This window comes from Streptomyces sp. NPDC012510, from assembly GCF_042955065.1.
Classification (GTDB): domain Bacteria; phylum Actinomycetota; class Actinomycetes; order Streptomycetales; family Streptomycetaceae; genus Streptomyces.
In genome coordinates this window covers 88,451-109,606 of record NZ_JBIBEN010000020.1, presented here as the reverse complement: position 1 = coordinate 109,606, position 21,156 = coordinate 88,451, and the positions used below count along the sequence as shown (strand labels likewise).

19 protein-coding genes are annotated in these 21,156 nt (G+C 71.4%); 11 read left to right on the top strand and 8 right to left on the bottom strand.

Annotated elements, in window-relative coordinates:
- Positions 1 to 20: 20 nt before the first annotated feature.
- Positions 21 to 1,220: a DMT family transporter gene (locus ACFY9I_RS31465; RefSeq protein WP_391007726.1), complete on the bottom strand. Its 1,200-nt coding sequence runs from the start codon at positions 1,218 to 1,220 to the stop codon at positions 21 to 23.
- Positions 1,221 to 1,449: 229 nt separating this feature from the next.
- Between ACFY9I_RS31465 and ACFY9I_RS31460 the strand changes: the two genes are divergently transcribed.
- From ACFY9I_RS31460 to ACFY9I_RS31430, 7 genes are all read left to right on the top strand, one after another.
- Positions 1,450 to 2,169 (top strand): (2Fe-2S)-binding protein, encoded by a 720-nt coding sequence (locus ACFY9I_RS31460; RefSeq protein ID WP_391007724.1) that lies wholly within the window; start codon positions 1,450 to 1,452, stop codon positions 2,167 to 2,169.
- 95 nt (positions 2,170 to 2,264) lie between these two features.
- Positions 2,265 to 3,416: a glycogen synthase gene (gene glgA / locus ACFY9I_RS31455; protein WP_391007722.1), complete on the top strand. Its 1,152-nt coding sequence runs from the start codon at positions 2,265 to 2,267 to the stop codon at positions 3,414 to 3,416.
- Positions 3,417 to 3,463: 47 nt separating this feature from the next.
- The gene (gene glgC, locus ACFY9I_RS31450) at positions 3,464 to 4,684 is read left to right on the top strand and encodes a glucose-1-phosphate adenylyltransferase (protein WP_391007720.1); all 1,221 of its coding nucleotides are present in this window, start codon (positions 3,464 to 3,466) and stop codon (positions 4,682 to 4,684) included.
- Positions 4,685 to 4,908: 224 nt separating this feature from the next.
- On the top strand, positions 4,909 to 6,255 hold the full coding sequence (locus ACFY9I_RS31445; protein ID WP_391007718.1) for a wax ester/triacylglycerol synthase family O-acyltransferase: 1,347 nt from the start codon (positions 4,909 to 4,911) through the stop codon (positions 6,253 to 6,255).
- 320 nt (positions 6,256 to 6,575) lie between these two features.
- On the top strand, positions 6,576 to 8,069 hold the full coding sequence (locus ACFY9I_RS31440) for an SDR family NAD(P)-dependent oxidoreductase (RefSeq protein ID WP_391007716.1): 1,494 nt from the start codon (positions 6,576 to 6,578) through the stop codon (positions 8,067 to 8,069).
- A 187-nt stretch (positions 8,070 to 8,256) separates the two neighbouring features.
- Positions 8,257 to 8,715: a hypothetical protein gene (locus ACFY9I_RS31435; protein WP_391007715.1), complete on the top strand. Its 459-nt coding sequence runs from the start codon at positions 8,257 to 8,259 to the stop codon at positions 8,713 to 8,715.
- A 328-nt stretch (positions 8,716 to 9,043) separates the two neighbouring features.
- A complete protein-coding gene (locus ACFY9I_RS31430) occupies positions 9,044 to 9,217 on the top strand; it encodes a hypothetical protein (RefSeq protein WP_391007713.1) in 174 nt (57 codons plus the stop codon).
- Positions 9,218 to 9,510: 293 nt separating this feature from the next.
- Here the strand turns inward: ACFY9I_RS31430 and ACFY9I_RS31425 are convergent, their stop codons facing one another.
- On the bottom strand, positions 9,511 to 10,860 hold the full coding sequence (locus ACFY9I_RS31425) for an amidase family protein (RefSeq protein ID WP_391007711.1): 1,350 nt from the start codon (positions 10,858 to 10,860) through the stop codon (positions 9,511 to 9,513).
- Between the two features lie 150 nt (positions 10,861 to 11,010).
- Positions 11,011 to 12,435, bottom strand: coding sequence for a lipase maturation factor family protein (locus tag ACFY9I_RS31420; RefSeq protein ID WP_391007709.1), 1,425 nt, complete (start codon positions 12,433 to 12,435; stop codon positions 11,011 to 11,013).
- Positions 12,436 to 12,561: 126 nt separating this feature from the next.
- Between ACFY9I_RS31420 and ACFY9I_RS31415 the strand changes: the two genes are divergently transcribed.
- On the top strand, positions 12,562 to 14,649 hold the full coding sequence (locus ACFY9I_RS31415; RefSeq protein ID WP_391007707.1) for a SpoIIE family protein phosphatase: 2,088 nt from the start codon (positions 12,562 to 12,564) through the stop codon (positions 14,647 to 14,649).
- Positions 14,650 to 14,755: 106 nt separating this feature from the next.
- The gene (locus ACFY9I_RS31410; RefSeq protein WP_391007706.1) at positions 14,756 to 15,625 is read left to right on the top strand and encodes a DNA-formamidopyrimidine glycosylase family protein; all 870 of its coding nucleotides are present in this window, start codon (positions 14,756 to 14,758) and stop codon (positions 15,623 to 15,625) included.
- 92 nt (positions 15,626 to 15,717) lie between these two features.
- On the opposite strand, the gene ACFY9I_RS31405 is transcribed toward ACFY9I_RS31410, so the two are convergent.
- The 4 genes from ACFY9I_RS31405 to ACFY9I_RS31390 form a co-directional block, all read right to left on the bottom strand.
- A complete protein-coding gene (locus tag ACFY9I_RS31405) occupies positions 15,718 to 16,377 on the bottom strand; it encodes a hypothetical protein (protein WP_391007704.1) in 660 nt (219 codons plus the stop codon).
- Positions 16,378 to 16,584: 207 nt separating this feature from the next.
- The gene (locus ACFY9I_RS31400; protein WP_391007702.1) at positions 16,585 to 17,100 is read right to left on the bottom strand and encodes a hypothetical protein; all 516 of its coding nucleotides are present in this window, start codon (positions 17,098 to 17,100) and stop codon (positions 16,585 to 16,587) included.
- A 155-nt stretch (positions 17,101 to 17,255) separates the two neighbouring features.
- Positions 17,256 to 17,801 carry a sigma-70 family RNA polymerase sigma factor gene (locus ACFY9I_RS31395; protein ID WP_391007700.1) on the bottom strand — a complete coding sequence of 182 codons (546 nt, stop codon included), beginning with the start codon at positions 17,799 to 17,801 and terminating at the stop codon, positions 17,256 to 17,258.
- 247 nt (positions 17,802 to 18,048) lie between these two features.
- Positions 18,049 to 18,510 carry a universal stress protein gene (locus tag ACFY9I_RS31390; RefSeq protein ID WP_391007698.1) on the bottom strand — a complete coding sequence of 154 codons (462 nt, stop codon included), beginning with the start codon at positions 18,508 to 18,510 and terminating at the stop codon, positions 18,049 to 18,051.
- A gap of 230 nt (positions 18,511 to 18,740) precedes the next feature.
- On the opposite strand from ACFY9I_RS31390, the gene ACFY9I_RS31385 reads away from it, so the two are divergent.
- Positions 18,741 to 19,598 carry a polysaccharide deacetylase family protein gene (locus tag ACFY9I_RS31385; RefSeq protein ID WP_391007696.1) on the top strand — a complete coding sequence of 286 codons (858 nt, stop codon included), beginning with the start codon at positions 18,741 to 18,743 and terminating at the stop codon, positions 19,596 to 19,598.
- A 40-nt stretch (positions 19,599 to 19,638) separates the two neighbouring features.
- Here the strand turns inward: ACFY9I_RS31385 and ACFY9I_RS31380 are convergent, their stop codons facing one another.
- On the bottom strand, positions 19,639 to 20,310 hold the full coding sequence (locus tag ACFY9I_RS31380) for a class F sortase (RefSeq protein WP_391007694.1): 672 nt from the start codon (positions 20,308 to 20,310) through the stop codon (positions 19,639 to 19,641).
- Positions 20,311 to 20,643: 333 nt separating this feature from the next.
- On the opposite strand from ACFY9I_RS31380, the gene ACFY9I_RS31375 reads away from it, so the two are divergent.
- Positions 20,644 to 21,135, top strand: coding sequence for a hypothetical protein (locus ACFY9I_RS31375; protein WP_391007692.1), 492 nt, complete (start codon positions 20,644 to 20,646; stop codon positions 21,133 to 21,135).
- The last annotated feature ends 21 nt before the right edge of the window (positions 21,136 to 21,156 follow it).

Genomic DNA, 21,156 nt, shown 5'->3' with positions numbered 1-21,156 from the left:
GCCTGGACCGGGCCTCCCGCTCACGATTTCACGCGGTCGCGGTCGCGATCGCGGTCGCGGTGCCGGTCCTGCCGGTCCTGCCGGTCATGCCGGTCGTCGTGGAGGGTCCGCGGGACGTACAGCTCGCAGTGGAACGGTCGCAGCAGCAGGTCGGGCGTGGCGTCGTCCCCGTCCGCCGGGCTCCTGCCCAGGAACGGCGCCGGTACGACCACACGCTTGTCCAGATCGATCGCCTCGTCGGAGCCTGGGCCCCCGACGGACTGCCGCGGCAGCCCCGCGAGCCACTCCTCCAGAGCGAGGGACTCGCGGTCGGCGGCCGTGACGGTGGCGTTCTCGTCGGCCCGCTCGGCCCGCTCGGCCCGCTCGGCCTGCTCGGCCTGCTCGGTCTGCTCGGCCCCGAGGCGCTCCGTGGTCAGCAGGATCAGACCGCCCGCCGCGACGACCCCGCAGCCGAGCGCGAGGATGGTGCCGAGCGTGCCGTGGCGGAAGGTCTCGCCGAACATCGTGATGCCGACCGCGGCCGCCACCACCGGGTTCACCACGGTCAGTGTGGCGAGCGGTGCCGTGAGACCACCGCTGCGGTAGGAGGCCTGGGAGAGCAGCAGACCGGCCGTGGCGAAGACACCTATCACCGCGAGGGTCGGCAGGTCGGAGAGCGCGATGCCGTCCGTCCAGTCGACCGCGACCGTCTTGGTGAAGACCGAGGACATGCCGAACGCGACACCGGAGGCGACGGCCAGCAGGATGCTGCGCACCGCCGGGTGCCGGTGTGCGGCCCGGCCCGCCACCGTCAGCGCGGTCATCGCGCCGGCACTGGTCACGGCCACGACCACCCGCTGGGCGGTGTCCAGCGACTGGGCATCGGCCGAGCCGACCAGGGACAGCAGACCAGCGAGCCCGACCGTCGCCATGATCGCGCCCCGCCAGGCCGTGGCGCCCGCCTTTCGGCCGACGAACAGGGCCGCCATGGGCAGCGCGAAGACGATGGTCAGTGCACCCAGCGGCTGCACCAGGCTCAGCGGCCCGAACGCCAGGGCCACCACATGCAGCAGCCCGCCGAGGCCGTTCAACCCGACAGCGGCCCACCAGACCGGCCGGCGCAGGGGCGCGTAGGACTCACCGGGCGAGGACACCGCCACACGCTCCTGGACGATCGCCCCGCCCGCGTAAGCGACGGCGGAGACGAACGACAGCAGCACGGACAATGCGAGGGCGCTCATGAGCGGCTCCTCTGCGCAGCGCGGGGGCTCTCAGCCCGCCGCGGCGAACGGTCGGCTTTCATGGTGCCAACGATGCCTCGGACGGGCCTCCGCGTCGTCGTACCAGAGCACTCAATGACTCCTACTGCCGATGGAGTACGAGAGGTGCGGGGTCATACCCCGGGCGGGGGACACGGAGTGCGGGACCTCCACCGGAGGGCGGGTCCCGGCCCTGGTACTACTCGTCCTCGTGGATCACGACCCCGCAGTCACCGACCTCTCCGCCCTCGGCGGGTTCTTCGTACTACGCACGGGAGCACCGCCCGACGGAGCGCTGCCCACCCTCGCGGAGGCCTACCGGGCACGGGATGCCGGTGTGGAGAAGGAGGTTTACGCGAATCCCGTGATTTCTCGTGTCCGGAGAGTCGCGCGGAGTGTACGGACCCCGGAGCCGCGCGTGGCCGCATCCATCGCCCACCTCGGCCTCGCCGCCCGCCTGTGGTCCGTCGCCCTCGGCGCCGCCGCCCTCCACGACCGCGTACCCGACCTCGACCCGCGCCTCCTGCGCTGGGACGCCGAAGCGAGCGCCCCCGACGAGCTGTGGCTCACCGAGGTACGGACTCTGCCCGCCGAGCGGATCGGAGAGGTCGTACGAGAGGGCCATCTCGTACCGCTTGCGGCGGCAATCCGTGCGCAACTTCCCATATCAGCACGCCTGTTGTGGGGGAACGCGGCGTCCGCGCTCATGGGAGCCGTGCGCCAGGTCGAACGGTGGGCGCTCCTCAACGGGCGTCCGGAGGCACGCGTTCGGGCCCGCGCGCTCGCCGCCGAGCTGTTCACGCACCCCGAACTGAGCGACACGCTCGACCCGGAGACGTACCGCCGTCGCAGCTGTTGCCTCTACTACCGGCTGCCCGGCGGCGGACTGTGCGGCGACTGCTGCTTCGACCGGCCACCCGGCCGCACCTGACTCCGGCCGGGTCGCCGCCGCGGCATCGCGGTCTTCCGCAACTGACCCTTGTGGGTGACCATGTGGGAACCAGCCACTGAGACAGGGGGTTCCGGGTGCGAGTCGGCCTGCTGACCCGTGAGTATCCGCCCGACGTCTACGGTGGCGCGGGAGTCCATGTCGAGTTCCTCGCCCATGGGTTGAGGTCCCTCGTCGACCTGGAGGTGCACTGCTGGGGTGAGGGAGCGGGCGGCGGTGTCGTACGCCACCGGCCCTGGGCCGCGCTCGACGGTGCCAACGACGCACTGCGCACCTTCTCCGTGGACCTGGCCATCGCCGCCGGTCTCGAAGGCCGTGAACTGGTCCACTCGCACACCTGGTACGCCAACCTGGCCGGTCACTTCGGCAAGCTGCTGCACGGCATCCCGCATGTGATGACCGCCCACTCGCTGGAGCCGCTGCGCCCGTGGAAGGCCGAGCAACTGGGTGGCGGCTACGCCCTGTCCGGCTGGGCCGAGCGCATGGCCATCGAGTCCGCCGACGCCGTGATCGCCGTGTCCGGCGCCATGCGCGACGACATCCTCGGCTGCTACCCGGCCCTGGACCCGGCCGGCGTCCACGTCGTGCACAACGGCATCGACACCTCCCGCTACCGGCCGGACCACGGCACGGACGTCCTCGACCGCGTCGGCGTCGACCCCGGCCGCCCGTACGTCCTGTTCGTCGGCCGGATCACCCGCCAGAAGGGCGTGCCCCACCTGTTGCGCGCCGTACGCGACATCGACCCGGCAGTGCAGGTCGTGCTCTGCGCCGGCGCGCCCGACACCCCGCAGATCGACCAGGAGTTCCGCGACCTCTTCGCGGAACTGAGCCGCGTACGGCAGGGCCTGTTCTGGATCCCGCAGATGCTGCCGCGCCCGGACGTGATCCAGCTCCTCACGCACGCCGCCGTGTTCGTCTGTCCGTCGGTGTACGAGCCGCTGGGCATCGTCAACCTGGAGGCCATGGCCTGCGGGACGGCCGTGGTGGCCTCGCGGGTCGGGGGTATCCCGGAGGTCGTGGAGGACGGCGTCACCGGCCTCCTCGTGTCTCCGGGGGAAGACTTCGAAGCTCGGCTGGCCCGAGCCCTCGACTCGCTGCTCGCCGACCCCGCGACCGCCGCCCGTATGGGCGAGGCCGGCCGGGAGCGCGCGGTGCGCGAGTTCGGCTGGGACGCGGTGGCCCGGCGCACGGTCCAGCTGTACGAGGAAGTCCTCAAACAGGGGTAGTCACAAAGGACAGCGTTCGGCACGACCGGGCGTGGAGGGGCGGCGGCATGCGGCGCGGTGGACCTTCGGTGCTGGGCATCGTACTGGCGGGGGGCGAGGGCAAGAGACTGATGCCCCTGACCGCCGACCGGGCGAAACCAGCGGTGACCTTCGGCGGAACGTACCGCCTGGTGGATTTCGTCCTGTCCAACCTCGTCAACGCGGACATCCTGCGCATCTGTGTGCTCACGCAGTACAAGTCGCACTCGCTGGACCGGCACATCACCACCACCTGGCGGATGTCGAGCCTGCTGGGCAACTACGTCACCCCCGTCCCGGCCCAGCAGCGGCTCGGCCCGCGCTGGTACCTGGGCAGCGCGGACGCGCTGCTGCAGTCGCTGAACCTGGTGCACGACGAACAACCGGAGTACGTGGCGGTGTTCGGCGCCGACCACGTCTACCGGATGGACCCGCGCCAGATGCTGGCACAGCACATCGAGGGTGGCGCGGGTGTGACGGTGGCCGGGATACGGGTGCCGCGCACGGAGTCCTCCTCCTTCGGTGTGATCACGCCCGGCTCCGACGGCCGCACCGTGGAGCGCTTCCTCGAGAAGCCGGCCGACCCGCCGGGCCTCGCCGACGACCCCGAGTGCGTGTTCGCCTCGATGGGCAACTACATCTTCACCACCAAGGCCCTGGTGGAGGCGCTGCAGAGGGACGCCGAGGACGAGGACTCCGTGCACGACATGGGCGGCTCGATCCTGCCCCAGCTCACCGACCGGGGCGAGGCGCAGTTGTACGACTTCAGCGCCAACCACGTGCCGGGTGAGACGATCCGCGACCAGGGCTACTGGCGGGACGTCGGCACGCTCGACGCCTATTACGACGCCCATATGGACCTCATCGCCGAGCGCCCCGCCTTCAACCTCTTCAACCGGAGCTGGCCCATCTACACCAGCTCCGGCCAGCTCTCCCCGGCGCGCTTCAACGCGGGCGGTATCGCCAGCGAGTCGATCATCAGTGCGGGGTGCCTGATACGGGGGCAGGTGACCAGGTCCGTGCTGTCGCCGGGGGTCGTCGTCGACCCGGGCGCCGTGGTCCAGGGCTCGGTCCTGCACGACAACGTCCACATCGGGCGGGGCGCGGTGGTGCGCGGCGCCGTGCTCGACAAGAACGTCCAGGTGCCCCCGGGTGCCACCATCGGTGTCAATCCGGAGCGGGACTCCGAGCTGTACACGGTCTCCAGGGGCGGAGTGATCGCCCTGGGGAAGGGGCAGCAGGTGTCGTAGCGCTCCCCGAGTGGCGTCGAGCGACTCTGTGCCCGGTCATGTCACGCTGGGCCGGGTGGGTTGTCATGGCTCCCGAGTGACCACAGATGCCCCATGAGTCCCGCCTTTTTCATCGCGGCGGGACTTAATCTGTTGTTAACTGTGCGTAGCTTGATCGTACTTGACCGTAATCGGGCAACGACGATTGACTGCAGACTCACCCGTCGTCGACGCGAGGCAAGCCATTGAATTCTGACCTGCTCGCACCACTCGACCTGGCGTTCTGGAACATCGAGTCCGCCGAACACCCCATGCACCTGGCAGCCCTCGGCGTCTTCACGGGCAACTCGCCCACAGCGGGAGCCCACGCCGCCGAGCTGCTCGCCACACGTGCCGCCGGGGTGGCCGGACTGCGGATGCGGATCCGGGACGTCTGGCTCCCGGACGTACGTCTGCCGCTGGCGTTCGGCGGCGCGGCCCGGGAGCCCGTCGCCGACTTCGAGCCCTTCGACCACGTACGGCTGCACGCGCCCACCGCGGACTTCCACGCGGCGGCCGGGCGCCTGATGGAACGTCCTCTGGAGCGCGACCGGCCGCCGTGGGAGGCGCATGTGCTGCCGGGGGAGGACGGCACCTCCTTCGCCGTGCTGTTCAAGTTCCACCACGCCCTGGCCGACGGGCTGCGGGCGCTCACGCTCGCCGCCGCCGTCATGGACCCCATGGACATGCCGACGCCCCGGCCGCGCCCCGCCGAGCCGCCGCGCCGTCTCCTGGAGGAGATGCGCAAGCTGCCCGAATTCCTCCGGGGCACCGTCTCCGACCTCGGTCGTGCCCTGGACATCGGTGCGTCCGTCGCCCGCACCACACTCGACGCCACGCTGGGAACCCGCTCCGCCGTGGCGCTGACCTCCGAGCCCAGCGGCACCCGCCGTACGGCGGGGGTGCTCGTGGACCTCGACGAGGTGCACCGGATCCGCAAGACCGTCGGAGGCACCGTCAACGACGTCCTCATCGCCGTGGTGGCGGGCGCGCTGCGCCGGTGGCTGGACGAGCGCGGGGACGGCAGCGAGGGGGTCGCGCCCCGGGCGCTGATCCCCGTCTCCAAGCGCCGGCCGCGTACGGCGCACCCCCAGGGCAACCGGCTCTCGGGGTACCTGATGAAACTCCCCGTCGACGACCCCGATCCGCTGCGGCGGCTGCGCACGGTCCGCACGGCGATGGACCGCAACAAGGACGCCGGGCCCAACCGGGGCGCCGGGGCGGTCGCCCTGCTCGCCGATCACGTGCCGGCCCTCGGGCACCGCCTCGGCGGCCCCCTCGTCAGCCAGGCCGCCCGTCTCTGGTTCGACATCCTCGTCACCAGCGTCCCCCTGCCCAGCCTCGGTCTCCGCCTGGGCGGCTGCCCCCTCGCAGAGGTCTATCCCCTAGCGCCGCTGGCACACGGTCAGTCCCTGGCCGTCGCCGTCTCCACGTACCGGGGGAGCGTCCACTACGGCCTCGTCGCCGACGCGCGGGCCGTGCCGGACCTGGAGCTGCTGGCCAAGGCGGTGACCTTGGAGGTCGAGGAACTCCGGGGGGCGTGCGAGGCGTGACGCCGACGGCGGGGCCGGTTCTTTTCCGCCCCCGCCGCCCCTACCCGTCCCATCCCCAGCCGCGGGTCCGGTGGGGCTTCTCGCGCAGTTCCCGCGCCCCCTTTCCAGGGGCGCGGGGAACTGCGCGAACGGGGTCCGGGGCGGAGCCCCGAGTATTCACGGGGGTCGAAGGGGCGCGCAGCCCCTGGGGATGGGGCGGGTAGGGGCGGCGGGGACGAGGCCTGGATTTTGGTGACCGGGGCCGTCGCTCCGTAGAATTCCGCGTTCGACAGCGGACGCGGCCGACGCGCCGCGCGGGTGATCAGGGAAACGGCAGCGCGATGACGGTGACAGAGGACGGTCCGGCGACCACGGACGAGGTCGTGTACGGCCCCGGAATCGACCCGGAGCGGCTCGCCGTGTGCCTCAGCGTGCTGGAGGAGCTGGACAAGCTGGAGGTCGACCACCCGGACGCGATCGCGGTCCGGCGGGCGACGGCCGGCGTCTACCGCACGGTGAAGCAGCGCCGCCGCCAGGAGCGCCGCGCCGCCAAGACCGCGCACGACAAGGCGGTCACGGAGGCCACCGCGACCGGCTCCGCCCAGCGCATCGACGACGAGACGGAGGGCATCCTCCCGTCGTCGGTGACCGAGGAGGGCAAGATCGCGGGGATACTCCAGCGCCCGCGCTCCTGCTACACCTGCAAGGCGCGGTACGTGGAAGTCGACTACTTCTACCACCAGCTCTGTCCCGACTGCGCCCGCCTGAACCGGGGCAAGCGCGACGCCCGCACCGACCTCACCGGCAAGCGCGCCCTGCTCACCGGAGGCCGCGCCAAGATCGGCATGTACATCGCCCTACGGCTGCTGCGTGACGGGGCGCACACCACGATCACCACGCGCTTCCCGAAGGACGCCATCCGCCGTTTCAAGGCCATGGACGACTCGGCGGACTGGATGCACCGCCTGGAGGTCGTCGGCATCGACCTGCGCGACCCGGCGCAGGCCGTCGCCCTCGCCGACCAGGTCGCCGAGGCGGGCCCGCTCGACATCCTGATCAACAACGCGACCCAGACCGTACGCCGCCTGCCCTCCGCCTACGCCGCCCTGGTCGACGGCGAGAGTGCCCCGCTGCCCGCCGGAGAGCTTCCCGCGCACCACGTCATCGGCGCCTTCAACTCCGGCGCCGTGGACGGGCTGGCCGCGCTCCCCCTCGGCACCAGCGGCCTCGACGCACAGCAGGTCGCCGACCTCGCGCTGGTGGCGGGCAACGCCAGCGTCGCCCGCCACCTCGACGGCACCGCCATCGACGCGGGCGGCCTCGTCCCCGACGTTGTGGACACCAACACCTGGGTGCAGACCATCGAGCAGATCTCCCCGGTGGAGCTGCTGGAGACCCAGCTGTGCAACTACACGGCGCCCTTCATCCTGATCAGCAAGCTCCGTCCGGTCATGGCCGACGCCGCCGGGAAGGCGACGAGCGGACGCGCGTACGTCGTCAACGTCTCGGCGATGGAAGGCGTCTTCGGCCGCGGCTACAAGGGCGCGGGCCACCCCAACACCAACGCCGCCAAGGCCGCGATGAACATGGTGACGCGGACCAGCGCCCAGGAGATGTTCCAGACCGACGGCATCCTCATGACCTCGGTCGACACCGGCTGGATCACCGACGAACGCCCCCACTTCGACAAGCTGCGCCTCGCCGACGAGGGCTTCCACGCCCCGCTCGACCTCGTCGACGGCGCGGCCCGCGTCTACGACCCCGTCGTCCGCGGTGAGCAGGGCGAGGACCTGTACGGCGTCTTCCTGAAGGACTACGCGCCCGGCAAGTGGTGAGACGACCCCGCCCGGTCCGACACCAGTTCCAGCACCGTCCGCCAGTCCTCCAGGGCCCAGGCCTCCATGCCGGGGGCCCCGGCCCGCCTCGTCCGAGTGCCGCAGGCGAGCACGTCGTCGACGAGTGCGGCGTCCGCGTCCGCCCGGCCTCCCGCGTGCAGCCGTACGAGATCGTCGGGCCGAGCGCGTGCGGGCGTACGGGCCGGGCGACCCGCTCGCGCAGCAGCGGCCGCAGGGCGTCGGCGGCCAGGTCGGCGTGGCCGGTGTCCTCACCCGGGCGGAGCAGCCGCCCGATGGTGTGCACCAGCCCGGCCACCTGGAGCTCCTTGTCGGCCGGGCGTCCCCGACGCAACAGCGCGGCGGTCCGCACCGCGTGCTCGTGCGGATCGACGGGGGCGCCCCGGCGGTGGTCCGGCACCTCCCCGCCGCCCCGGCAGGCGTACAGCAGAACCATCAGCTCCCCGACGCTGTGCAGTTCCATGCGTCGTTCCTCCCGAGTCCTCCCGCGATAAATCCTGTTGCGACACAGGAGCAGGGCATGGTCGGCTTGCGATGCGGCCAACAGGACCTGAACTACGTGCCGAGGGCAGCGATCCGATGGGTCGTCGGCCCGGCGCGGGGTTCGAGTACTCAGCCGAACGGGTGAGAGGAAATCGAATAAATGGGTGAAATCACCTCAGGGTGAGGCTTGCTGGCGCTGAACGAATCAAGACATTGCCTCCTGTTTCCAGCCCCATCGAGCGGCCACCCGCTCATTTGGTTACTCTGTACCGGACGGACAGCCTTGACTGGGTTCCACCCACACCCACGGTCCGTCCCGGGACAAGCCGGTCACCACGGCCTGCTCTCACCACCAGGCAATACGGCGCCACCGCGTCCGAACTGACATCGACTCAGACCCGAGCGGAGGTCAGGTGCGCAGCGGCAGGCTGGGCCGACGTCCCGAGGGTGACCCGACACATAAGGAGTGCGCGGTGACACCAGAGAAGACGAATCGCGATCAGCGCCCCAAGGAACGCATCGAGGGCGGCGGCCGGTCGAAGAAGGAGCTCGGCAGCCTGGACGTGTGGGCCAGGTCCGCTCCGATCCGACTGGCGGGCTACGAGGACGACCTCGCCGAGCCCCACATCCTGCCCAGCGTGGACTGACGGTAGGACCTTCGCGATCGCCGTCCGCATGGGCGTGCCGCTCACGCCCATGCGGAACCAGGAAAGCCACCGCACCCCCGCCACAGCACTTCCACTCGGCCCGCCACCCGGACGCCCCCGAGCTCGGGCTAGGGGGTGTTTCGAAAGTCCCGCACAGCCCCCACGGCGCCCGGCACGCACTCTCGCCGCGCCGGCCGAAACCCCAAGTACGTCCAGTACGAGGGCTTTCGTCCGGCACGCCGAGAGCACGCACCGGACACCGCGGGCACCGCACAGGACTTTCGAAACACCCCCTAGCCGATCGGGGCCGTTCGCCGCCACGGGTGCAGTTCTTCCAACCGGCCCGCCACCTCCAGCAGTTCGAGCTCCGAGCCCGGTCGGCCGACCAACTGCACCGCGCAGGGGGCGCCCGACGGCAGCGTGCCGAACGGGACCGACAACGCCGGCCAGCCCGTGAGGTTCCACGGCGGGGTCAGCGGGGAGCAGGCGGTGTTCACCAGCAGATTCCGCAGCCACCCCCGCTCGTGCCAGTTCGCGGCGGCGGGGCCGCGCCGGGCGAGCGCCGGCGTGAGGAGCACATCGTGCTCGGCGAAGAACGGCTCCAGACGTCGGCGCAGCCGCTCCCGGTGGTCGCCCGCGCGCACTCCTTTCAGCAGGCGCCGCCCCACGGCCGCGTGCACCCGCGTCCGCCGGGCGAGCAGCTTCGGATCGAGGCCCTCGGCGTCCACCGCCGTGCCCGCTGTCCAGTGCGCCAACGACGTGGTCCCCAGCCAGACCGGATACGGCGGATCGGCCGGCCGGACCCGGTGCCCTGCCCCGGCCAGCACCTCGGCCGCCCGGCGCGCGGCATCGACGTAGGGCCGGGTGACGGTCACACCGACCAAGGGACTGCGGACGGAGAGCGCCACGCCCAGGGGGCGCCGGGCGGACGCGGGGCGCTTCCCGGCCTCCCTGCCCGCCAGGACCTGGAACATCAGCCGGGCGTCCTCGACGGTCGTCGTGAGCGGGCCGTTCTCGGACATGCCGAACCAGTCGCCGTTCCCGATGTCCGCCGGGACGACCCCGAAGCCCGGTTTGAGGCCGAGCAGACCGCAGTGGGCGGCCGGTATGCGCAGCGAGCCCATCCCGTCGTTGCCGAGGGCCAGCGGCACCAGACCGGCGGCGACCGCGGCCGCGCCACCGCCCGACGAACCGCCGGCCGTGCGCGAGGTGTCCCACGGGTTGCGGGCGGTGCCGTGGACGCCGTCCGTGGTGCCGAAGACACACAGCTCGGGCACGTTCGTGAGCCCCACGACCACCGCGCCCGCCGCCCGCAGCCGGGCCACGGTCACATGGTCGGCCCCGGCCGCCGTGTCCGGGGTCGCCGCCGACCCGTGCCGGGTGGACTCGCCACGGACGGCGAGGTTGTCCTTGACGGCCACCGGCACGCCCGCCAGGGGCAGTCCAACCAGATCGGCCCGGTCCGCCACTTCGTCGGCCTCCGCCAGGGCCGCCTCCGCCCGGACCGTGCGGAACGCACCGACCCGACCGTCCAGTGCCTCGATCCGCGCCAGGTGCTCCGCCACCACCTCACGTGGCGTGACCCGCTTCTCCCGCACGGCGGCGGCTATCTCGGCGGCGGTCCGGCCGGCCCAGCTCGTCACGGGCGCTCCCTGGCGGTGTCGTGCGCGTCGTTGTCGTACGCGACAAAGCGGCGTACTCGCCAGTAGTGATCGAGCACGGCAGCACTGTGCCCTGCGGGACGGCCCCGCGTCGAGAGGTCGCCGTGGAGAAGTCCCGGCCGAGACCGCCCGCTACGACTCCCGCGCGGGCGACGTGGCCAGCCGGGTCGGCGGCATGAACTCCCGTACATACGTCCGCTTCCAGCACGCTCCCGTCTCCCGCAGCTCGCGCCAGGTCGTGTACCGGTAGCGGAAGAGACGGGCACGGACGAACCGGGGCGGGGCGTCGGCGGGGAAGGGGGAGCGGCGCAGCAGCCGGAGCGTGTCGCGGTCGTTCTCCAGGAGGCGCTCCATCATGGCCCCGAACCAGGAACCGGCGTACGCGGGGGAGAGCGCGGCGAACCACATCAGCCAGTCGAGCCGCAGGTGGTACGGGGCGAACTGGCGCGGCCAGCGCCTCGGGTCACCCGGCTTGCCCCTGAACTCGTACTCACGCCACTCGGAGTCCGCGCGCGGCACGTCGTCCGCCGTCCCCTCGACCACCACTTCGTACCGCACCCGGCTGACGCTGCCGAATGCTCCGTAGGTGTTGACCAGGTGCAGCGGGTCGAAGGAGCGGTTCATGACCTGGCGGCGGGAGATCATGTTGCGGACCGGGTGGTAGCTGAGCCAGAGGACCAGCACGGTGACGGCGAGCACGACGACCGTGTACCAGAGGGGCGCGTCGGCGGTGTCCGGCGCGGTCGTTCCGAAGTCGACGGCGGACAGGGCCAGCACGATCGTGATCCAGTTCAGCCAGGAGAAGTTGCCCGACAGCACCAACCACAGCTGGGTCAGCATCATCAGCGAGGCGGCGGCCGTCGCGACCGGTTGCGGGGCGAAGAGGAGGAACGGGACCACGAGCTGGGTGAAGTGGTTGGCGGCCACCTCCGCCCGGTGGAACGGCTTGGGCAGGTGGTGGAAGAACCAGCTCAGCGGGCCGGGCATCGGCTGGGTCTCGTGGTGGTGGTCGAGGCAGGTGAGCTTCCGCCAGCACTCGTCGCCGCGCATCTTGATCAGCCCCGCGCCGAACTCGACCCGGAACAGTACCCAGCGCAGCAGGAACAGCACGACGAGCGGCGGCGCCACCTCGTCGTTGCCGAGGAAGACGGCCAGGAAACCGACCTCCAGCAGCAGGGACTCCCAGCCGAACGAGTACCAGGTCTGCCCGACGTTCACGATCGACAGGTACATCACCCACGGCACGAGCCACATCACCATGCCGGCCCACAGCGGCAGCAGCGAGTCCACGCCCGCCACGAGCGCCGCCGACACCGCGCAGCCCGTCCAGGCCCACCCCGCGAAGAAGCGGTCCGAGTAGTGGCGGTGGAACACGCTCGGCGACCGGCGGAACGGCACCCGCTCCACGAACCGGGGCACCGGGAGCATGCCGCGCTCACCGATCAGGGCGCGGAACTGCAGGGCCGCCCCCAGGAAGGCGACCAGATAGATGACGGCCAGCGCCCGCTGCAGGAGCAGCCGGCTCAGCCAGTAGTCGGGTGCGGTGAACCACTCCATGGCTCTCGCGCTCCTGGATCGCACGCCGGGACAGGGACAGGACTGACCTCGGTACCGACCATAGTGGGCGGAATGATGAGCGCTCCTCCACTCGAATAATCGGGCAATTGCTGGCAAAGTGGCCCCATGGTTGATCGGGGAGCGAGCGAGTCGGCAGTTCCGGACGACTGGCTCGCCCACCCTGACGCGGTCCTGACGCTCAACCGCATGGGCACCTTCGACTGGGACCTCGACGCCGGCGCGTTCCACATGGACGACACCGCACACGAGATCTTCGACGTGCGCCCGGAGGAGTACGACGGCAGAGCGGAGACGCTGTCGATGCGGGTGCCCCCGATGGAGGGCCGCAGACTCGACACCCTGGTCTCGCAGGCGCTCAAGGACGGCAGCGAGAACTACGGCGCCTACTTCCGCATCCGGCTGCGCGACGGCACCCTGCGCTGGACCCACACCCAGGGCTACATCCGCCGCGACGAGACGGGCCGCCCGTACCGCGTCATCGGCATCGTCCGCGACGCCACCCGGGAACTGCGCGAGATCCAGTCCCGGACCGAGCAGACCGCGGACGACGAGGCCCGCCGCCGACGGACCGACGTCGTCCAGGTCATCACGGCCGCCTTGGCCCACGCCCGGACCGTCCAGGACGTCATCGACGTCCTGGAGGACACCGACGGACTCACCCACCTCGGCGCCACGAGCCTGGTCATGGGCCTGGTGGAGGCCGGACGCGTACGCATGGTCGCCGCCGGCCCCGAGGACAGCTATGTGCCCGGCACCCGGATCACCCGCCTCGACGTGAAGTACCCGATGAACGAGGTCGTACGGCACCTCGTCCCGCACTTCATCGAGTCACCGGAGGAGTTCGCCGAGTCGTATCCGCTGCTGTGGCCGCACATCACCGACCTCAAGATCACCTCGGCCGCCTATCTGCCGCTCATCGTGCAGGCCCGCCCCATCGGAGCGATGGGGCTCCTCTACAACGACCGGCGGGGCTTCACCTCCGAGGAACGCGACGTGCTCATCGCCCTCGGCAGCAGCATCGCCCAGAGCCTCCAGCGGGCCATGTTCTACGAACAGGAGAAGGACCTCGCCGAGGGTCTCCAGCAGGCGATGCTGCCCCGGTCCATCCCCGACGTCTCCGGCGCCGACATCGCCGTCCGCTACCGCGCCGCCTCCATCGGGGGCGCCCTCGGCCGGGACATCGGCGGCGACTGGTACGACCTCATCCCGCTTCCCGGCGGACGGGTCGGCGCGGTCATCGGCGACGTCCAGGGCCATGACACGCACGCGGCGGCCGTCATGGGCCAGCTCCGCATCGTCCTCAAGGCCTACGCCACCGAAGGCCACACGCCCGCCACCGTGATGGCCCGCGCCTCCGCCTTCCTCCACGAACTCGACACCGACCGCTTCGCGACGTGCCTGTACGCGGAGGCCGACCTGTCCACCGGAGTGGTCCAGGTGGTCCGGGCCGGGCACATCGACCCCCTGCTCCGGCACACCGACGGCACCTGCGGGCGGGTGACCGTGGAAGGGGGCCTGCCTCTCGGGCTGTCCGCCGAGTTCGGGGGCCTGGAGTACCCGGTGACCGCCATCGAGATGGACCCCGGGCAGACGCTGATGCTCTGCACCGACGGCCTCATCGAACAGCCCGGCGCCGACCTCGACGACGGCATGCGGACGCTCAGGGCGCTGATCGCCACCGGGCCGGACGACGTCGACGACCTCGCCGACCGGCTCATCGACGTGGCCGAGGAACGGGGCGGCGACGACGACGTGGCCCTGCTGCTGCTGCGCCGCTGCAGCCGCAGCGCCGAGCGGCCCGGTAGGCGGCTCCGGCAGCACGTCGGGCCCGGCGACCCGGAGGCGCTCGCCGGGGCGCGGCACATGATCGGGGCGGCGGTGCGGACGTGGGGGGCACGGGACCGGGCCGACGAGATCGAGCTGGTCGCCGACGAGCTGATCACCAACGTGCTCATGCACACGGAGGGCTCCGCGATCGTGACGCTCAGGGCCCTGGCAGGCCCCGATCGGCGCCTGCGGGTCGAGGTGGAGGACTCCTCCAGCGCGCTGCCCCGGCGGCGGGAGGCGGGGGAGGCGGGGGTCTCGGGGCGGGGGTTGCTGCTGGTGGACCGGCTGACGGATGTGTGGGGCGTGGAGGCGCGGGGCGGGGGGAAGTGCGTGTGGTGCGAGTTCATGCTGTCGGGCGCGTCATAGCTCGGGGGTGCGCGTGCGGGTGCGGGTGCGTTGGCGGCTGCGGGTCCGGTGGGGCTTCTCGCGCCTCACCCGCACCCGGCGACGCACCTCATGGCACTCTGGACGTATGCCCGAATTGCCTGAAGTGGAGGCTCTCCGGGACTTCCTGGTCGGCAAGCTCGTCGGTCATGAGGTCGTCCGCGTGCTGCCCGTGGCCATCAGCGTGCTGAAGACGTACGACCCGCCCCTGAGCGCCTTCGAGGGCCGGGAGATCACCGGCGTACGGCGGCACGGAAAGTTCCTCGACCTCGCGGCGGACGGCGGGCAGCTGCATCTCGTCACGCATCTGGCGCGAGCCGGATGGCTTCAGTGGAAGGACCGGATGCCGGACGGCCCGCCCCGGCCCGGCGGCAGGAGTCCGCTCGCGCTGCGCGTCGCCCTGGAGACCGGTGAGGGCTTCGACCTCACCGAGGCCGGGACGCAGAAGCGCCTGGCGGTCCACGTCGTGAGGGACCCGGCGGAGGTCGCCGGCATCGCCGGGCTCGGTCCGGACCCGCTCGCCGACGACTTCGACGTGTCCCGATTCGCCGGACTGCTCGCGGGCGAACGGCGGCAGATCAAGGGCGCGCTGCGGGACCAGAGTCTGATCGCGGGTATCGGGAACGCGTACAGCGACGAGATCCTGCACGCCGCGAAGATGTCGCCCTTCAAGTTGGCCTCGTCGCTGCAGCCGGAGGAGGTCCGACACCTCCACGACGCGCTGCGCACCACGCTCGCCGAGGCCGTCGAGCGCTCCCGGGGGATGGCGGCCGGGAGGCTGAAGGCGGAGAAGAAGAGCGGGCTGCGGGTGCACGGCCGGACCGGGGAGCCGTGCCCGGTGTGCGGTGACACCGTCCGGGAGGTCTCCTTCAGCGATTCCTCGCTGCAGTACTGCCCGACCTGCCAGACGGGCGGGAAGCCCCTCGCCGACCGGCGGCTGTCACGGTTGCTCAAATAGCGCGACGGGGTCGCGAGGGCCGAGCGTCCATGATCCGCAACCATTGAAGGTACGGACCAATGCGACGGGTTTGTGGAGCGTCGGCCGGGCCCTCAGCGCCAGGCCGGAGCGTCGAGGACCACCAGCAGCTCGCCCTCCTGGCTGCGCACCTCGAAGCGGCTGATGTCCTCGCGCTGCATGGCGGTGCCGCCCATCATCTCGGAGGCCTTGTCGGCGCGCTCGGGGGACTTCCAGTTGGCAGCCGTCTCCTCGGAGCCGTCCTTGCCGATCACGACGAGCCGGCAGGCGTGCGCGCCGTTCGCCTCCTTGACCTTCAGCTCGATGTCGGCGCCGTAGACCCGGTCCTCCGCCGTGACCTCGGCCCACACGCCCGTCCGGGAGTCGACGGCGGCCACCGTGTCCGGAGGCTCGCCCGGACCTGCGAGAACGGCGACGGCGGGGCCGCCCACGGCGATGACCACGGACGCGGCCAGTGCGAACAGCCAGCGCCTGCGCTTCGCCCGGTGCCGGGCGGCCACCTCGTCGAGCAGCTGTCCCAGCAGTCGGGGACCGGGCGCCGCGAAGGGGTGCACAACACGGGGCGTGGCGTTGCGGTACAGCATCAACTGCCGCGCCGCCGGACGGAACTCGGTGACCTGTACCGCGCACTGGGGGCAGCCGCGGACATGGTCCTCGAAGTGGAACGAATCCACCTCGTCCAGCACGCCCAGCGCGTACGCGCCGACGTCGTGATGACGATCCTGGGACCACATGGCAATTCCTCGGGCCGGTGTGCGGTGGGGGTTGCTTCCTGCCCCCACCGGTACGGACCAGACCGGCGAATCACTCAAGCCCCGCGACCATTGCCAACCAAAAGATTCGGAACCCTCCACGGCGCGGATTGGTCCCGAACCGAAAAAGTTGGTTCGCCGAGGCAGGGGCAGGTGGATGGACGACACCGGAACACGGGGCCGCCGACGCTAGAAGAGATGGATCGCCAAGTGCCCCAGGGGGAGACCGAGCCGCCAGGCCGCAGTCCAGACCTTTGGTCCGTCGTCCTCGCCGAGGAACGCGCCCCCGCCCGGCACCGCGTCCAGGTCCGGTGCGAGCAGCTCCGTCTCCTCCAGCCAGCGCCAGGCCGCCGCCGCCAGTTCCAGGTCCGGTGACGGGCCGCCCGCCTCCAGGGCCTCGGCGGTGAAGTGCGCCATGCGCTCGCACACCCAGTCCTGCCACGGCTGGTCGTAGGCCGTCAGCGACAGCCAGGTCTCGAGCTGGGTCACGACCCGGATGCCGGAGAGCTCACCGCCCGCGTCCGAGAGGAAGATGGTCAGCGCCAGGGCGTCGCGCCCCGCACGGAACTCGAAGGACGTCGGCGGCATCAGGTCGCCCGTCCGCAGCAGCTCCTCGGCGATGTACTCGGCGTAGAACCACGCCATAGGGACGGCCAGTTCGCCGCCGCCGGCGCCGTCCGTGCTCTCTTGACCTCTGTGCAGCATCCCTTCCTGCCTTCCTCCGGTGCGTGCGCGTCGCCCGACCCCGGGCCTGGAGACCAGGCCCCGGCCCCCATCCGGAACACGGATAGAAGACAGCTGATTGCTCAACGGGGGTCCTCAGCAAGGCGCTTTACGGAGGTTTGACTCGGCCATGGGTTTCACCGCAGGTCGGCCGCGTATCCCGGAAGCACCCGGCGCAGGGCGCGCAGCGCGTAGTACGCGCGGGACTTCACGGTACCGGGCGGGATACCGAGGGCCTTGGCGGCTTCCGCCACACTCGCCCCCTGGAAGTACACCTGCACCAGTACTTCGCGGTGCTCGGGAGTGAGTGTCTTCACAGCTTCGCGCACATCGAGGGTCGCCACCGACCGTTCGGCGTGGTCGGCCATCACCCGCGCGTTCTCCAGCACCGCGTCCCCCACCTCGGCGGGACGCGCCTGCCGGGCCCGCCGCGCGTCGATGGCGAGCCGCCGCCCGACGGTGAGCAGCCAGGGGCGTACGGAGTCGAAGTCGTCGGCGCGCAGCGCCTCGGGGTGTTGCCAGGCGCGCACGAGGGTCTCCTGTACCAGGTCCTCGGCGCGATGCCGGTCCCCGTCGGAGAGCCGCAGCAGCAGGGCGAAGAGGGGGCGTCCGTGTTCGCGCTGGAGTTCGGCCAGCTCGCGTTCGGCGGTCGTCCCGTGGGTGATCGTGGTTCCGGCCGTCATGGCCGTATGGGAACGCGGGCCGCCTCCCGGGGACAGGGGGCGGTCGCGGGTGTGCGGCGGGCGGTCGAACCTGTCGGCGAACGGTACGACGAACGGTCGGCCGGTGTGTCGGAGGCCCCGCCTCCGGTCACTGACGACCCACAGGATCGTCACCAATCCAGGGCGCCGCGGCCACCAATCCAGGGCGCCGCGGCCACCGGTCCCGGGGCGCTGCGGCCGTCGGTCCCGCAGCGCTGCCATCATCGGTCTACGGCACCACCGTCACCGGCCAGCGGCCCGCCTTCACCAGGCGTAGTGCCACCGAGCCGACGAAGCGGTGGCCCGCCTGCTGCGAGGCGCCCACCACGACCGCGTCCGCCTTGAGCCGGTCCGCCGCCGTCACCAGGCCGTTGTACGGGTCGCCGCGGAAGGTGTGGAACTCCCAGCGCACCTCGAAGATGCCCTTCACCTGCTCGGCGGCCTCCCGGATCTCCGTGACGAGGTGCGCGGCGATCTCCTCGGTCGTCCCGGTCACCGGCACCCCGAGCGCGGCACTGGCAGCCAGCGTCGGCTGCACGTACACGATGGCGAGCAGCGCGTGCTGGCGCCGGGCGAGGCCGGCCGCGTAGGCCACGGCGCGCAGGGAGGAGTCGGAGCCGTCCAGGCCGACGAGGACGACCTTGGGCCCGTCGGTTCCCCGTTCGAACCGCTGTGCTTGCTGATCGCTCACGGTCGCGAGGCTATCCGAGCACAGGCGAACCACTCGACCCGTCACCCGTTCCGGCCGACTCGCCACCCACCCGGGCGGGCGGCCACCCACCCCGGCGTGCGCGCGGTAGTCGCCCGGCGTGCGTCCGGCGGTCACCCAGGAGGCGGAAAATTACTCCCATCGGGTGTTTTCGTGCGGCCGCACCGGTGTCGTAGTGGTGCGCCGTCCTCGCCTTGGTCGACTGATGAGTCATGACGAAGGCTCAGATGTTCACACGGCGCCGCCTGTTGACCGGTGGTGCCGCCCTGCTGGGCGCGGCCGGTACCGTGGGCACAGCCGCGCTGCTCATCGGCGACGGGGGCCCCGCCCCGGCCCCGGCCCGCCCCGCCGCCACGGCCGCCGGTCCGGGGGCCCACAAGCCGCTCGAATCCTCCGCGTACCGTCTGCGTCCCATCGCCGGCTACGGCTCGCGCCGTCGGCGCCGCACCTTGGTCCGTGCAGCGGTGCGGCGCGAGCCGTTCCTGAAGCTCGGCGGGCGTGGCCGGAAGATGGTGCTGACCTTCGACGACGGCCCCGATCCGCGCTTCACGCCGGACATCCTGGACATTCTCCGTGACCATGACGTGCGGGCGATGTTCTTCGTGTGCGGTGAGATGGCGGTCCAGCACAAGGACCTGCTGCGAAGAATGGCCCACGACGGCCATGTGGTCGGCAACCACACGTGGTCCCATCCGTTGCTGACCACCCTGTCCCGGTCCAGGATCCATACGGAGATGGCCCGCACCAGCGAAATCATCGAGAAGGTGCACGGCGAACCGCCGCTGTGGTTCCGCGCCCCGTACGGCGTCTGGAACCGGGCGGCGTTCCGGTTCGGCGCCGAGCTGGACATGGAGCCGCTGGGCTGGACCCTGGACACTCTGGATTGGCGGACGCCGGGCGCCGGCGCGATCGCCGAGCGAGTGGAGAAGGGTGCGGGTCCCGGTGTCGTCGTGCTCTCCCACGACGCGGGCGGCGACCGCTCGCAGAGCGTGCGGGCGCTGCGTCGGTATCTTCCCGCTCTGCTGGACTCCGGTTATCACGTCACCGTGCCGCTGCGTACTTACGCGTAGCCGTTTCCCGTGGGCTCTCGCCCGCCGGGCCGGGGAACGCTCAGCGCACCTCGGTCAGGCGGGCGAAGACGACGACGTTCCCGTCGTAGCCGTTCTGCTTGGAGAAGCCGCCCCCACAGGTGATGACCCGCAGTTCGGGAATTCCGCTGTTGCCGTAGACCCGGTCGCCCGGGAAGTCGTTCTTCGCGAAGACCTCGATGCCGTAGATCTCGAACACGGCGGTCTTCCGGTCCGCCCGCCGGATCTCGACCTTGTTGCCCTTCTTGAGCGCCCCGAGTCCGTAGAACACGGCGGGGCCCCGCTCGTTGTCCACGTGGCCGACGACGACGGCCGTGCCCTTCTCGCCGGGGGAGACCGCTCCGGTGAACCACCCCGCGAGGTTCGGGTCCTGGGCCGGCGGCGCGTCCACCCAGCCCGCCGTGTCCAGCCCGACGGGCACCGCCGGGGCGTCGACCCGGATCGAGGGGATCCGTACCCGGTCGACCATGGCGTACGGCAGCGGATCGGGGACGTCGGTGAAGGTGCCGTGGGGGGTGCCGCGGGTATCGGCGGCCGCCGCCGACGCGGGCTGCGGAGGGCCCTCGTCGAACTCGCCCGAGCCGTTGCGAATGAGAGCGAGACCGGTCAGCAGCACCAGCGCTATCACGCCCCACGGAGCACGCTTCTTCCGCCGCTCCTCCCATTCGACCTCGGCCGGTCCTGACGAAGACATCGCCATCCCCTCTCGACGCGGCCGTCGCCGCGTCCGTCGCGCATACGACGAACGCTAAGCGGGCCGCACGGCGACGGCGACAAGGCAGGTGCGAACGGGTGGCCGTCCGGCGGAGTTCTGCGCCATCCGAGTCGCCGGTCCCCAGGAGATTTCCGACAGTCCGTGACCTGCGGCGATATCCGATCATGCGGAGATATCCCGGCGTGTCCGCTCACCAGGACGGACCATCGCCGACATGCGGCCCGGCGCACGGCATCCGAGGGTCTGTTCGGGAGACGCTTTCTCGCCGATCGACCGGGGACGGGACCCGGGGCGTCTTCCGCGGAGGATCACATGCGCACTACTCGTGTCCTGGCGGCCGCGGCCGCCGCGGTCGCCCTGGTCGGCGTCGCCGCGCCGACGGCCACCGCCTGGGACCAACCGAGCTCGGTCACGGCCGCCCCCAATGCCGTCGCCCGTGGCGGCCGGCTCGTCCTCACCGTCGGTGGCGGTGACGCGTGCACGATGGCCGGCAGCACGATCAGCTCCAACGCCTTCCCCACCACCAATCTGACCTCCATGGGTGGCACGAGCGCCACGGCCACGGTGCGGATCAACTCCAACGCCGACCCCGGCTCGTACAACGTCACCACCCACTGCGAGGGCAAGCGCAAGACGTTCAACAGCGTCTTCACCGTCCTCGGCGGCGTCCGCGGCGGTATCGGCGGCAGCAGCTCCAGCGGGGCCACGACGACCGATGTCGCCATCGGCGGCGGACTGGTGACGGCGGCGCTCGTCGGCGGTGGTGTGTTCTGGATGCGACGCCGCTCCGAGAACAGGATCTGACGCGTCGAGTAGCGAGATCTG

What these genes read in the sequence shown, in the direction of transcription:
- ACFY9I_RS31395 (WP_391007700.1), bottom strand. Translation starts at nt 17,801, where the DNA reads ATGACGGCCGGAACCACGATCACCCACGGGACGACCGCCGAACGCGAG.
- ACFY9I_RS31375 (WP_391007692.1), top strand. Translation starts at nt 20,644, where the DNA reads ATGCGCACTACTCGTGTCCTGGCGGCCGCGGCCGCCGCGGTCGCCCTG.
- ACFY9I_RS31400 (WP_391007702.1), bottom strand. Translation starts at nt 17,100, where the DNA reads ATGCTGCACAGAGGTCAAGAGAGCACGGACGGCGCCGGCGGCGGCGAA.
- ACFY9I_RS31380 (WP_391007694.1), bottom strand. Translation starts at nt 20,310, where the DNA reads ATGTCTTCGTCAGGACCGGCCGAGGTCGAATGGGAGGAGCGGCGGAAG.
- ACFY9I_RS31385 (WP_391007696.1), top strand. Translation starts at nt 18,741, where the DNA reads ATGACGAAGGCTCAGATGTTCACACGGCGCCGCCTGTTGACCGGTGGT.
- glgC (WP_391007720.1), top strand. Translation starts at nt 3,464, where the DNA reads ATGCGGCGCGGTGGACCTTCGGTGCTGGGCATCGTACTGGCGGGGGGC.
- ACFY9I_RS31405 (WP_391007704.1), bottom strand. Translation starts at nt 16,377, where the DNA reads ATGTGGTCCCAGGATCGTCATCACGACGTCGGCGCGTACGCGCTGGGC.
- ACFY9I_RS31420 (WP_391007709.1), bottom strand. Translation starts at nt 12,435, where the DNA reads ATGGAGTGGTTCACCGCACCCGACTACTGGCTGAGCCGGCTGCTCCTG.
- ACFY9I_RS31440 (WP_391007716.1), top strand. Translation starts at nt 6,576, where the DNA reads ATGACGGTGACAGAGGACGGTCCGGCGACCACGGACGAGGTCGTGTAC.
- ACFY9I_RS31415 (WP_391007707.1), top strand. Translation starts at nt 12,562, where the DNA reads ATGGTTGATCGGGGAGCGAGCGAGTCGGCAGTTCCGGACGACTGGCTC.
- ACFY9I_RS31465 (WP_391007726.1), bottom strand. Translation starts at nt 1,220, where the DNA reads ATGAGCGCCCTCGCATTGTCCGTGCTGCTGTCGTTCGTCTCCGCCGTC.
- ACFY9I_RS31410 (WP_391007706.1), top strand. Translation starts at nt 14,756, where the DNA reads ATGCCCGAATTGCCTGAAGTGGAGGCTCTCCGGGACTTCCTGGTCGGC.